The 12,809-nt window shown below is 38.9% G+C and carries 6 protein-coding genes, 21 tRNA genes and 2 rRNA genes; 28 read left to right on the plus strand and 1 reads right to left on the minus strand.

Annotated elements, in window-relative coordinates; all coding sequences use genetic code 11:
- The 28 genes from J2Y03_RS13435 to J2Y03_RS13570 all read left to right on the plus strand — a co-directional run.
- A 23S ribosomal RNA gene (locus J2Y03_RS13435) occupies positions 1-93 on the plus strand; the annotation flags it as partial.
- Positions 94-226: 133 nt separating this feature from the next.
- Positions 227-342, plus strand: a 5S ribosomal RNA gene (gene rrf / locus J2Y03_RS13440).
- A 10-nt stretch (positions 343-352) separates the two neighbouring features.
- A tRNA-Val gene (locus J2Y03_RS13445) sits at positions 353-428 on the plus strand.
- A 37-nt stretch (positions 429-465) separates the two neighbouring features.
- Positions 466-541, plus strand: a tRNA-Thr gene (locus J2Y03_RS13450).
- 99 nt (positions 542-640) lie between these two features.
- A tRNA-Lys gene (locus tag J2Y03_RS13455) sits at positions 641-716 on the plus strand.
- 34 nt (positions 717-750) lie between these two features.
- Positions 751-835, plus strand: a tRNA-Leu gene (locus J2Y03_RS13460).
- 59 nt (positions 836-894) lie between these two features.
- Positions 895-969 (plus strand) — tRNA-Gly (locus J2Y03_RS13465).
- Between the two features lie 5 nt (positions 970-974).
- Positions 975-1,063 (plus strand) — tRNA-Leu (locus J2Y03_RS13470).
- Between the two features lie 65 nt (positions 1,064-1,128).
- Positions 1,129-1,205: transfer RNA gene (locus tag J2Y03_RS13475), tRNA-Arg, on the plus strand.
- A gap of 6 nt (positions 1,206-1,211) precedes the next feature.
- Positions 1,212-1,288 (plus strand) — tRNA-Pro (locus J2Y03_RS13480).
- 21 nt (positions 1,289-1,309) lie between these two features.
- Positions 1,310-1,385, plus strand: a tRNA-Ala gene (locus J2Y03_RS13485).
- 74 nt (positions 1,386-1,459) lie between these two features.
- Positions 1,460-1,536, plus strand: a tRNA-Met gene (locus tag J2Y03_RS13490).
- Positions 1,537-1,569: 33 nt separating this feature from the next.
- Positions 1,570-1,646: transfer RNA gene (locus J2Y03_RS13495), tRNA-Ile, on the plus strand.
- Between the two features lie 19 nt (positions 1,647-1,665).
- Positions 1,666-1,758 (plus strand) — tRNA-Ser (locus J2Y03_RS13500).
- A 55-nt stretch (positions 1,759-1,813) separates the two neighbouring features.
- Positions 1,814-1,887, plus strand: a tRNA-Met gene (locus J2Y03_RS13505).
- A 36-nt stretch (positions 1,888-1,923) separates the two neighbouring features.
- Positions 1,924-2,000, plus strand: a tRNA-Asp gene (locus tag J2Y03_RS13510).
- Positions 2,001-2,033: 33 nt separating this feature from the next.
- Positions 2,034-2,109: transfer RNA gene (locus J2Y03_RS13515), tRNA-Phe, on the plus strand.
- Positions 2,110-2,138: 29 nt separating this feature from the next.
- Positions 2,139-2,214 (plus strand) — tRNA-His (locus tag J2Y03_RS13520).
- Positions 2,215-2,234: 20 nt separating this feature from the next.
- Positions 2,235-2,308 (plus strand) — tRNA-Gly (locus J2Y03_RS13525).
- A 6-nt stretch (positions 2,309-2,314) separates the two neighbouring features.
- A tRNA-Ile gene (locus tag J2Y03_RS13530) sits at positions 2,315-2,391 on the plus strand.
- Between the two features lie 62 nt (positions 2,392-2,453).
- Positions 2,454-2,528 (plus strand) — tRNA-Asn (locus tag J2Y03_RS13535).
- Positions 2,529-2,534: 6 nt separating this feature from the next.
- Positions 2,535-2,625: transfer RNA gene (locus J2Y03_RS13540), tRNA-Ser, on the plus strand.
- A gap of 10 nt (positions 2,626-2,635) precedes the next feature.
- Positions 2,636-2,707, plus strand: a tRNA-Glu gene (locus tag J2Y03_RS13545).
- Positions 2,708-3,656: 949 nt separating this feature from the next.
- Complete coding sequence (gene glgB, locus J2Y03_RS13550) at positions 3,657-5,603, plus strand: 1,4-alpha-glucan branching protein GlgB (protein ID WP_310194961.1); 1,947 nt, start codon at positions 3,657-3,659, stop codon at positions 5,601-5,603.
- Positions 5,545-6,690: a glucose-1-phosphate adenylyltransferase gene (locus J2Y03_RS13555; RefSeq protein WP_132093465.1), complete on the plus strand. Its 1,146-nt coding sequence runs from the start codon at positions 5,545-5,547 to the stop codon at positions 6,688-6,690. Before glgB ends, J2Y03_RS13555 begins: the two co-directional genes overlap by 59 nt.
- A 152-nt stretch (positions 6,691-6,842) precedes the next feature.
- The gene (locus J2Y03_RS13560; RefSeq protein ID WP_310194963.1) at positions 6,843-7,874 is read left to right on the plus strand and encodes a GlgC family sugar phosphate nucleotidyltransferase; all 1,032 of its coding nucleotides are present in this window, start codon (positions 6,843-6,845) and stop codon (positions 7,872-7,874) included.
- Positions 7,871-9,319, plus strand: a complete 1,449-nt coding sequence (gene glgA / locus J2Y03_RS13565; RefSeq protein WP_310194964.1) for a glycogen synthase GlgA — start codon at positions 7,871-7,873, stop codon at positions 9,317-9,319. The genes J2Y03_RS13560 and glgA overlap by 4 nt, the downstream gene beginning before the upstream one ends.
- Entirely contained in the window at positions 9,309-11,702 is a 2,394-nt protein-coding gene (locus tag J2Y03_RS13570) for a glycogen/starch/alpha-glucan phosphorylase (RefSeq protein WP_310194965.1), read from the plus strand. Before glgA ends, J2Y03_RS13570 begins: the two co-directional genes overlap by 11 nt.
- A 41-nt stretch (positions 11,703-11,743) precedes the next feature.
- On the opposite strand, the gene J2Y03_RS13575 is transcribed toward J2Y03_RS13570, so the two are convergent.
- Positions 11,744-12,682 (minus strand): 1,4-dihydroxy-2-naphthoate polyprenyltransferase, encoded by a 939-nt coding sequence (locus tag J2Y03_RS13575; RefSeq protein WP_132093453.1) that lies wholly within the window; start codon positions 12,680-12,682, stop codon positions 11,744-11,746.
- Positions 12,683-12,809: the final 127 nt, after the last annotated feature.

Genomic DNA, 12,809 nt, shown 5'->3' on the forward strand with positions numbered 1-12,809 from the left:
GAACCCTGAAAGATGATCAGGTTGATAGGTCAGAGGTGGAAGCGTGGTAACATGTGGAGCTGACTGATACTAATCGTTCGAGGACTTAACCAATTTTTTAAAGCGAACTCGTTTTACAAACTTCTTCTGCATTATCTAGTTTTGAGGGAATGAATTTTTTTTCATAAAACCTCTTGAATTTTCTCGAAAAGACAGTATAATAGTAAATGTCGTTGAGAAAATAAGGTCTGGCAATAATGGCGAGAAGGTCACACCCGTTCCCATACCGAACACGGAAGTTAAGCTTCTCAGCGCCGATGGTAGTTGGGACTTTGTCCCTGTGAGAGTAGGACGTTGCCAGGCTGTATTATATGGAGGATTAGCTCAGCTGGGAGAGCATCTGCCTTACAAGCAGAGGGTCGGCGGTTCGATCCCGTCATCCTCCACCATAATTTTTTCACGTAGTGAAAATAATCTTAAATATGTGCCGGGGTAGCTCAATTGGTAGAGCAACTGACTTGTAATCAGTAGGTTGGGGGTTCAAGTCCTCTCGCCGGCACCATGCTTCTTACTTCGTTGATTTATATGAGCGGAAGCATGCTTGAAATCCCGAAGGGATTTTAAGCGAAATGCAAATCTTTAATTTAAGATTTAATTGTATGAGCCATTAGCTCAGTTGGTAGAGCATCTGACTTTTAATCAGAGGGTCGAAGGTTCGAATCCTTCATGGCTCACCAAAGTTTTTTGCAGTAGTAAACAAACTTTAAATTTGCGGGTGTGGCGGAATTGGCAGACGCACCAGACTTAGGATCTGGCGCCGCAAGGCGTGGGGGTTCGACTCCCTTCACCCGCACCAAAGTTTATCTTATATTAAAGTACTAAGGTTTTGCATTAGCAGAACAACTTAATTTATATGCGGAAGTAGTTCAGTGGTAGAACACCACCTTGCCAAGGTGGGGGTCGCGGGTTCGAATCCCGTCTTCCGCTCCATATGTGCCGGGGTGGCGGAACTGGCAGACGCACAGGACTTAAAATCCTGCGGTAGGTGACTACCGTACCGGTTCGATTCCGGTCCTCGGCACCAAAGTTTTTTGCTCAGTAAAATAACTGAAGTATTTGCACGATAGCGAAAATAACTTTCAATAACGTGCGCCCTTAGCTCAGCTGGATAGAGTGTTTGACTACGAATCAAAAGGTCGGGAGTTCGAATCTCTCAGGGCGCACCATTTTTACGGGAAGTAGCTCAGCTTGGTAGAGCACTTGGTTTGGGACCAAGGGGTCGCAGGTTCGAATCCTGTCTTCCCGACCATTCTTTTAGTCTAATAAATTTGGGGCCTTAGCTCAGCTGGGAGAGCGCCTGCTTTGCACGCAGGAGGTCAGCGGTTCGATCCCGCTAGGCTCCACCAAGGTTATTTCACGATAGAGAAAATAACCAAGGTTTTTTACGAAGCAAAATAGCTTTCAATTTAATTGTACATTTGGCGGTGTAGCTCAGCTGGCTAGAGCGTTCGGTTCATACCCGAAAGGTCGGGGGTTCGACTCCCTTCGCCGCTACCAAAGTTTTTTGCAAAGCAAAATAACTTAATATGAGGACCTTTAGCTCAGCTGGTTAGAGCAGACGGCTCATAACCGTCCGGTCGTAGGTTCGAGTCCTACAAGGTCCACCAGTAATTTTATGTTTTTTTTGGAGGAATACCCAAGTTCGGCTGAAGGGATCGGTCTTGAAAACCGACAGGCGGGTCAAACCGCGCGGGGGTTCGAATCCCTCTTCCTCCTCCATTTTATTACTTCAGCAAAATGAAATACTTTTAGTAAAGGTAATAATTTCTATTGTCGCGGGGTGGAGCAGTCTGGTAGCTCGTCGGGCTCATAACCCGAAGGTCGCAGGTTCAAATCCTGTCCCCGCAATTAGTTATTTTCAAGAAAAAAACTTGAAAAAACTTTGGTCTGGTAGTTCAGTTGGTTAGAATGCCTGCCTGTCACGCAGGAGGTCGCGGGTTCGAGTCCCGTCCAGACCGCCATTTTTTAAAAAATGGCCAGATTTATTAGAGTGTGGCTCAGTAGCTCAGTCGGTAGAGCAAAGGACTGAAAATCCTTGTGTCGGCGGTTCGATTCCGTCCTGAGCCACCATTTTTATTTTGATGTATATTAGAATAATGGCGATTGTGGCGAAGTGGTTAACGCACCTGATTGTGGTTCAGGCATTCGTGGGTTCGATTCCCATCAGTCGCCCCAAATAATGATTTTAATTTGCTGCGGGTGTAGTTTAGTGGTAAAACCTCAGCCTTCCAAGCTGATGTTGTGAGTTCGATTCTCATCACCCGCTCCAATTTATGGGCCTATAGCTCAGCTGGTTAGAGCGCACGCCTGATAAGCGTGAGGTCGATGGTTCGAGTCCATTTAGGCCCACCAGAATTTTTTGGTGAAACAAAATAATTATAGTTTTTTACGAAAGCAAAATAAGTTTCCATTGTTCCGCAGTAGCTCAGTGGTAGAGCTATCGGCTGTTAACCGATCGGTCGTAGGTTCGAGTCCTACCTGCGGAGCCATTTTATGGGGAAGTACTCAAGAGGCTGAAGAGGCGCCCCTGCTAAGGGTGTAGGTCGGGTAACCGGCGCGAGGGTTCAAATCCCTCCTTCTCCGCCATAAAATTTAAGGCCCCTTGGTCAAGTGGTTAAGACACCTCCCTTTCACGGAGGTAACACGGGTTCGAGTCCCGTAGGGGTCATACAAAAAGGCTGATGATATTATATCATCAGTTTTTTTGTGTTTATTTTTAGTCATTAATCAATAAAATGGAAAATACGTAATCTATTTTTAATAGCATAAACTAGAATCTAATGCATTTATATAAATTTAAGAGACGCTCATTAAAATGTTCTATGAATGGCCTATAGTGACCGAAGACTTAGGAGGAAACCGAATTTCGGTAACTATAAAGGTCTATAGTGACCGAACGGCAGAAGGAAACCGAATTTCGGTAACTATGAAAGGTCTATAGTGACTGAACGGCAGAAGGAAACCGAATTTCGGTAACTATGAAAAGTCTATAGTGACTGAACGGCAGAAGGAAACCGAATTTCGGTAACTATGAAAAGTCTATAGTGACCGAAACTGTAAAAATGTGCTTACTGGGTCATTCCAATGGTTCTGGAGTGACCAAAATGGATAAAGAAGAGGCTGCTCGGTCACTCCAATGGTTCTGGATTGACTAATGCACAAATGACCCCATTTCTTGTATAACTTCTCTAAATATATGTTGTTATATAAAAAAAACAAACATTCAAATCCTCAACAGAAGCCACTATGCCTGTCTGTACTCTAGACAGCATTATCTGACAAATATTATTATATTAATATAACTTATTTCCATCTTCCATTTAAAAGAATATATTTGATAACGCTTACAGATAAAGACTTTTTAATACTGTAATCCGTTAAAGTAACTCGAAAATCCAATAATATTATTTACCCACTAAACAAGAAAAACTTTATATATTTTTGTCTATTTTCGACGGAATAATTGTAGATTAGTGTCGTAATCACTCGAAACACCCCGGTATATGGCTATATATATCCTTTATTGTCAGAAAAGATAAAAAAGTTTTTGAGAATTATTAGTAAATAGCACTTATAATTAACCCTTGAAATACATTTTTACAAGGATGAGGTTATTAATGGCAGTGAATACTTTATATCCAACCGACTATCAGTTGCATTTATTTCATGAAGGAAACCTTTTTCAAAGTCATCAGTTATTTGGCGCACACTTATTCAAGGAATCTGAGAAAGTATATACACGATTTTGTGTGTGGGCTCCTAATGCAAAAGAGGTTCGACTAGTTGGCAATTTCAATAGCTGGAATGGTGAAGGTTACGATTTACATAGGGTAAACAATGAAGGTGTATGGATTATTGTCATGAATCAGGACCTGAATGATTGCCTCTATAAGTATGAAATAATCACATCTCAAAACGAAAGAATCTTAAAATCTGATCCATATGCCTTTTACTCTGAACTAAGACCAAATACTGCATCAGTCGTTTATTCTTTGAAAGATTACGATTGGCAGGATAACTATTGGATGCAGCGAAAAGAAAAAAGGAACTTCTTATCTGAGCCACAGGTAATCTATGAAGTTCATTTTGGATCTTGGAAAAAGCATGAAAATGGCGATTTTTTAACATATAGGGAAATGGCAGCAGAACTTATTCCTTATGTGCTTGAGCATGGTTTTACGCATATTGAAATATTACCCCTTATTGAACACCCCTTTGACGGTTCTTGGGGATACCAGGGAACTGGATACTTTTCAGCAACCTCGCGTTATGGCTCACCAAAGGACTTTATGTTCTTTGTAGATCAATGCCACCAGAATGGTATTGGCGTAATCCTTGATTGGGTGCCTGGTCACTTTTGTAAAGATTCACATGGTTTGTACCGTTTTGATGGTTCCCATATTTATTCCTATGAAACAGAGAGTGACAGGGAAAACCAAGTTTGGGGTACGGCAAACTTTGATCTTGGAAAAGGTGAAGTACAAAGCTTTCTCATCTCAAATGCATTTTTTTGGATAGATTATTTCCACATTGATGGGTTTAGGATGGACGCTGTTGCCAACATCATTTATTGGCCAAATTCATCTGAAAATCTTGAAAACCCATTTGGAATTGATTTTCTAAAAAAATTGAATATTGAAGTTCATGATTATGACCCAACCTTTGTCATGATTGGGGAGGATTCAACAGATTTTCCTAATGTAACTGCCCCTGTCCATTACGGTGGATTAGGCTTTGACTATAAATGGAATATGGGCTGGATGAATGACACTTTGGAATACATGGAAACTCCGCCATATTCACGCTCAGGTGTTCATTCTAAAGTGACTTTTTCACTTCTTTATACCTTCAGTGAAAACTTTATGCTCCCGTTTTCACATGATGAAGTCGTACATGGTAAAAAGTCATTATTAGATAAAATGCCGGGTGATTATTGGGAGAAATTCGCTCAGTTACGCCTTCTTCTAGGGTACATGTTTGCACACCCTGGGAAGAATTTATTGTTTATGGGATTTGAACTGGGACAGTTTTCAGAATGGAAATATAAAGAACAATTAGATTGGAATTTATTAGACTATGAAATGCATCAAAATGTAAATCAATATGTTAAACAATTAATAAAACTCTACAAACGATCAAAAGCGCTTTATGAGTTAGACCATATGCATGAAGGCTTTGAATGGATTGACTGTAATAACTCCAGCCAATCAATCTTTTCCTTTATCAGGAAAGGTAAAACTGAAAATGATTTTTTATTGGTCATTTGCAATTTTACAGGTGTTCATTATCCAGAATATAAAATTGGTGTACCAGTTCAAGTCGAGTTTCGTGAGATTTTAAATAGTGATCATACGGATTTTGGCGGCGCTGGATTTATTAATAAAAAAACATTTATGGCTTTAGAAGAGCCATTCCATGGAAAACCATATTCCGTTAATGTGACGATACCGCCTTTTGGCTTTCAGATCATACGACCAGTGAAAAAACGAAAGGAGAGAAAAGGTAATGGTAAAGAAGAAGTGCGTAGCCATGCTATTGGCAGGAGGGAAAGGAAGCAGACTTAACTCGCTAACGAAAGATTTGGCAAAGCCTGCTGTCCCTTTTGGTGGAAAGTACAGAATCATTGATTTTACATTAAGCAATTGTGCCAATTCAGGTATTGATACAGTGGGTGTGTTAACTCAGTATCAACCATTGCTATTAAACTCTTATATTGGAATTGGGAGTGCATGGGACCTTGACCGTAAGGATGGAGGGGTAACCGTGTTACCCCCATACGCTGAGTCTTCTGAGGTAAAATGGTATACCGGGACTGCAAGTGCGATTTATCAAAACCTAAATTATTTAAAGGAATATCAGCCTGAATATGTATTAATTCTTTCTGGTGACCATATTTACAAAATGAATTATGAGAGTATGCTCGAATACCACATCGAAAAAAGAGCAGATGCAACGATTTCTTTAATAGAAGTTCCTTGGGCAGAAGCAAGTCGTTTTGGGATTATGAATACAAACGAAGATTTAAGGATAACAGAATTCGAGGAAAAGCCTGCAGAGCCAAAAAATAATTTAGCATCAATGGGAATTTATATTTTTAGCTGGAAAATACTCAAAGAATATTTAGAAATGGACGCAAGAAATACTAAATCCTCCCACGATTTTGGTAAAGATATCATTCCGTTAATGTTAGAAGAAAACAAGAAGTTATTTGCCTATCCTTTTAAAGGCTATTGGAAGGATGTAGGTACAGTTAAGAGTCTTTGGGAAGCAAATATGGACCTATTAAATGATGAATGTGATTTAGACTTGTTTGATCATGATTGGAGGATTTATTCTGTAAACCCAAATCAGCCTCCACAGTATATATCTCCAGAAGCAATTGTTAAGGATTCATTAATTAATGAGGGCTGTACGATTGAAGGGGAAATTGATAATTCTGTTCTTTTTCAAGGGGTTACTGTTGGGAAAGGATCGATTATAAAAGAATCTGTCATCATGCCTGATGCGGTTATTGGGGAAAACGTTAAAATTGAAAAAGCAATTGTACCTAGTGAAGTGGTCGTTCCAGACGGAACAGTGATTCGCTCATTTGATGATGAAATTATCCTTGTTACTCAAGAAATGTTAAGTGGGTTATATCCTGCTTTTTAAAAATAGTGCTATCTAGCTCCGGGCGCCACCCGGCTCTATGGTCTACAGCAATCACTTCGGAAGGCAAAAACCACGCCTTCTGTCAGTGCTTGTCTTATGCATGTCGTCGGGTGAGCAGGCGCCCTACGCTTTTATTTTGGGAGGGACTAGTATTGAAGAGAAAGCTATTAGGAGTTATTGATGCAACAACTTATCATGAAGATTTAGAGGATCTTTTGACACATCGTTCACTAGCAGCCCTGCCTTTTGCAGGACGTTATCGTATCATTGATTTTGTACTTTCCAATATGGTGAATTCGGGAATAAAAAGTGTAGCAATCTTTCCTAAAATGACATATCGTTCATTAATGGATCACCTGGGTTCCGGAAAGAATTGGGATTTAAATCGCAAGCGTGATGGTCTTTTCTTTTTTCCAACTCCCGTTGTTGATTCAGATATCAATAAAATTGGCACATTTGAAAACTTTGCCGCCAATTTAGATTTCTTCTACCGCAGTACACAGGAGTATTCGGTTATTACAAATTGTTACACCGTTTTCAATATGAATTTCAAACCATTGTTAGAAGGGCATATTCACTCAGGGTGTGATATAACCGAAATCTACAATGAAAATGGGTCTCCCATGGAGATGTATTTAGTGAAAACCTCCTTACTGATTAAATTAATTGAATCAAGAAATGAAACTGGATATACATGCATGAAGGATGTCGTGTTAGATTCAGAACATCATTACTCCATATGCCGATATGATTATAATGGTTACGCGGTAATGATAGATTCTATCCAAAACTATTACTCTACTAGTCTAAATCTGTTGAAATCTGATGTTTGGAAGCAATTATTTATTAAAGAACAGCCTATTCTGACAAAGGTTAAAGATGAGCCGCCAACAAGATATTTAAAGGGATCTGTTGTTCAAAATGCAATGATTGCCAATGGCTGTTTAATTAATGGAACGGTTGAAAATAGTATTATTTCCAGGGGCGTCAAAATTGGAAAAGGTGCAGTTATTAAGAATTGCATCATCATGCAAAAATGCGTTATTGAAGATAATTGTTACCTAGATTCTGTTATTTTAGATAAAGATGTAAAGATTGAGGCTGGTGCAATTTTAGCAGGTACCGCCAAAGATCCTTTTGTCGTTCGGAAAGGTACAAAGCAAGGAGCGTTGATGAATTCGTGAAAGTATTATTCGCAGTTTCTGAATGTGGTCCATTTGCTAAATCAGGGGGGCTTGCAGACGTTGCAGGCTCCCTGCCTAAAGAACTGAAAAGTCTTGGGACAGATGTAAGGGTGATTCTTCCAAAGTATGGGACAATTGCTGATGATTTTAAAGCAGATATGAAAAAAATAAAAGAATTTACTGTGCCTGTCGGCTGGAGAAATCAATATTGTGGAATTGAGGAACTCAGTTATCAAGGCATAACTTATTACTTTGTTGATAATGAGTATTATTTTAAACGCGAAGGATTTTATGGATATTATGATGATGGCGAGAGATTCGCTTATTTTAATCGGGCTGTGCTAGAAGCATTAGCGCACTTAGATTTTTATCCAGATGTACTCCATTGTCATGACTGGCATACAGCTATGATTCCATTTTTATTAAGAATGGAGTATTACAAACGAAGAGGGTACGGGCTGATTCGAACTGTTTTTACGATTCATAATCTGCAATTCCAGGGGATTTTTCCTAGAGAAACACTTGGGGATTTGCTTGGATTAGATTGGGGGGCTTTTCACCCTGAGCATTTAGAGTTTTTTGGATGCATTAATTTTATGAAGGGTGCTCTTGTTGCGGCGGACGAAATTACAACAGTAAGCCCAACCTATAAACAGGAGATTCAAACACCTTCTTACGGAGAAAAATTGGATGGTCTTTTAAAAACAAGAGAAGAAGATCTTGTAGGAATCTTAAATGGAATTGATGAAAAATTCTATAATCCTGCCGATGATCCGCTAGTTTATAAAACCTATACTGCAAAGACTCTTGCAAATAAAGCACCAAACAAAAGCGAAATCCAAAAATATTTTGGGCTGCCACAAAGCCCGAATACACCATTAATGGTCATGATTACCCGATTGACGAAACAAAAGGGATTAGACCTCGTTAAGTGTGTTTTAAAAGATATTCTACATGAGGATATACAAATGATAGTTCTCGGTACTGGAGATTATGGATATGAAGAGTTTTTGCGTCAGGCAGGAAACACCTATCCAGATAAATTAAAAGTCCATATTGGCTTTAGTGAGGGGCTGGCACATAAACTATATGCAGCTGCTGACTTATTTTTAATGCCATCCTTGTTTGAACCATGCGGACTAGGTCAATTAATTGCCATGAAGTACGGTGCAGTGCCAATTGTACGTGAAACAGGCGGGCTGAATGACACGGTACAATCTTGGAATGAGACTACCAATGAGGGTAACGGCTTCTCTTTCAAAAATTTCAATGCTCATGATATGCTTTATACCATTAGAAGGGCATTACACTTTTATCATGACTCCGACTGGGAATCAATTGTTCAAAAAGCAATGGAAAAGGATAACAGCTGGGCCCAGTCTGCATTTAAGTATAATCAGCTTTATGCGGAGCTGATCTCGAGGAGTGAAACCCATGTTTTCTAATCCAACGGAATTCAAGAACACTTTTCTAAAAAGATTGAATATGGTTTGCGGAAAGAGCTTCACTGAAAGCTCTGACCGAGACCATTACCAGACACTTGGAATTATGATACGAGAATATGTAAGTCAAGACTGGATTAAAACGAATGAGCGATATTTAGCTGCAAAGGGGAAACAAGTCTATTATCTCTCGATAGAGTATTTGTTAGGAAAGTTATTACGACAAAACTTAATCAATTTAGGGATTGAAGAAACTGTACAAGCTGGTCTCAGGGACCTAGGTATAGATTTAGGTAACCTAGAAGAATTAGAAAGTGATGCAGGCTTAGGAAACGGCGGCTTAGGAAGATTAGCCGCTTGTTTTCTGGATTCCCTTGCTTCGTTAAATCTACCAGGACACGGTCATGGAATTCGTTACAAGCATGGTCTATTTGAACAAAAAATAGTGGATGGTTATCAAGTAGAGCTCCCAGAGCAATGGCTTAGGAGTGGCAATGTCTGGGAAGTTCGGAAAGCAGATTTAGCTGTTAAAATTCCTTTCTGGGGTAAAGTTGAAGGAAGAACAGAAAACGGACGCCTTGTGTTTCAGCATTTAAATGCTGAAACAGTGACAGCTGTACCACATGATATGCCGGTTATTGGTTATAATTCAGAAACGGTAAATTCTTTAAGATTGTGGAATGCTGAACCTTCTCCATTTCCTATCCATGAGGATATATTAAAATACAAACGTGAAACGGAATCTGTTTCAGAATTCCTCTATCCGGATGATACCCATGATGAAGGGAAAATCCTTAGACTGAAGCAACAATACTTTTTAGTTTCCGCAAGTATACAATCCATTATTAAAACCTATCGGAAAAAGCATGGGAATTTAAAAGAATTCCATCAAAATGTTTGTATTCATATTAATGATACCCACCCTGTTTTGGCAATTCCGGAATTAATGAGAATTCTAATTGATGAAGAAGGCTTAGAGTGGGACGCTGCATGGTATATTACAAGGCATACCATCTCCTATACAAATCATACAACCTTATCCGAGGCATTAGAAAAGTGGCCAATTCGTATTTTTGCACCGCTTTTACCACGAATTTACATGATTGTAGAAGAAATAAATGAACGGTTTTGCGGAGAATTATGGGACCAATACCCAGGGGATTGGGATAAAATTGCTGGGTTGGCAATCATTGCTGACGGGTTTGTAAAAATGGCTCCTTTAGCAATAGTAGGAAGTTTTAGTGTGAATGGTGTAGCTAAGCTGCATACAGAAATTTTAAAGACAAGGGAAATGAATAATTTTTATCAGCTATTTCCTGAAAAATTCAATAATAAAACAAATGGAATCGCCCACCGGCGCTGGCTATTAAAGGCAAATCCTGATTTATCAGCGTTAATTACAGATTCTATAGGTTCTTCATGGACTCAATCACCTACCGATTTGGTTCAATTACTTGAATATCAACATGACTCATCCTTTATGGAACAACTTTTGAAAATTAAAAAAGATAACAAACAGCAGCTTGCTGAAGTAATCCAGAGCAAGAACGGGATTGTTGTTGACTCCTCTGCTATTTTTGATGTCCAAGTAAAGCGTCTGCATGCCTATAAAAGGCAGCTTCTAAAGGTATTACATATCATGTATCTTTATAATCGAATAAAAGAGGATTCGAGTTTTTCAATGGTTCCAAGGGTATTCATTTTTGGCGCAAAGGCTTCTCCTGGGTATTATTATGCTAAGAAAATTATTAAACTCATTAATACCGTAGCTGATAAGGTGAATAATGATCCATTTATTGGGGAGAAAATGAAAGTTGTTTTCCTTGAAAACTATCGTGTTTCACTCGCGGAAAAAGTTTTTCCAGCAAGCGACTTAAGTGAACAAATATCTACCGCCAGTAAAGAGGCTTCGGGTACAGGTAACATGAAATTTATGATTAACGGCGCGCTAACGGTCGGAACAATGGATGGGGCTAATATTGAAATAAATGAATTGGTCGGAGATGATAATATCTTTACGTTTGGACTTTCTGCTGATGAAGTACTTCACTATTATCAGCATGGAGGCTATCAATCGATTGAATATTATCACCATGACAGCCGTATCCGCCAGGCAGTCGATCAGCTGGTTAATGGATTTTTTCCTGGGGTTTATAATGAGTTTGAACCGATTTTCGATTCCTTGCTAGAGGAAAATGACCAGTACTTTGTTTTAAAGGATTTTGCTTCCTATGCTGATACGCAGAAAACAATTGGTGAAACCTTTAGAAATCAGCAAATTTGGCAAAAGAAATGTCTAATTAACATCGCACATGCAGGATATTTCTCAAGTGATCGAACAATTAAAGAGTATGCAGATCAAATTTGGGGTATTCAATCTTTATAACATAAAAAAGGCTTCTGCTGATTAGCAGAAGCCTTTTACTACTATGAAACAATGTGTCCAATAAAAATTCCAATTGCAAGTAAGAATCCAAAAAAGGTATTTGTTTGTGCTGTTGCTTTCATTGCAGGTGCCATTTGAATTGGTGAAATCCCTGCTTTAAAAACCTTAATAGCTTGAATTGCTTTTGGTGCACTCAAGAGGACAATAACTGCCCAAATTGGAGCCCCATTCGTAATAATTAGACCTAAAACCCATAGATATGAGAAAGTGAACATGAAAGCCAAAAGAGTGACTGCTTTCTTTTTACCGGCCAGGATGGCTAATGTTTTCCGACCATTTTCCTTATCGCCTTCTAAATCACGAATGTTATTAGAGAAATTAATTGCACCGACCAAGACTAAAATAGGAATTGAAATTTGAATGCTTGTAGCGGTAACGGTCCCTGTTTGAATAAAAAATGTAATTAATATAATAAGCATCCCCATGAAGAATCCAGAAAATAATTCTCCAAAAGGTGTGTATGCGATAGGCAGTGGACCGCCAGTATATAAATAACCAACTGCCATGCAGATAAGTCCTACTAACGCTAACCACCAGCTGCTATTCATACAAATATAAACTCCAAGTAGTAAGGCCAGACCATATAGGCTTAAGGCGAGCTTCATGACGGTTTTCGGTTTAATTCCATCGCGGACGATGGTACCGCCTATTCCAATTGAATGTTCATTATCGAGCCCGCGTTTAAAATCATAATACTCATTAAACATATTGGTAGCTGCTTGTATTAATAAACTTGCGATTAACATGGCAATGAAAAGACCAATGTGTATATTCCCATGTTCAAGTGAAAGTATTGTACCAAGTAAAACTGGAACAAATGAGGCCGTTAAGGTATGTGGACGGGTCATTTGCCACCAAACTTGAAAACCACGATTCGATTCGACAGCGGGCTTTGAAGTGTGCTGTAAATTTGGCTGCATTCTCTTCTCTCCCTTTTAAAAATGATTATTTTATCTATATCGTACAGTTTATTTGTACTTGGAGTTTAGACATTCCAACCCTTAGTATATGAAATCTGACAACAAGGGTCAATATTTTTTATTAGGT

This window comes from Neobacillus niacini, from assembly GCF_031457145.1.
Taxonomy (GTDB): domain Bacteria; phylum Bacillota; class Bacilli; order Bacillales; family Cytobacillaceae; genus Neobacillus; species Neobacillus niacini_J.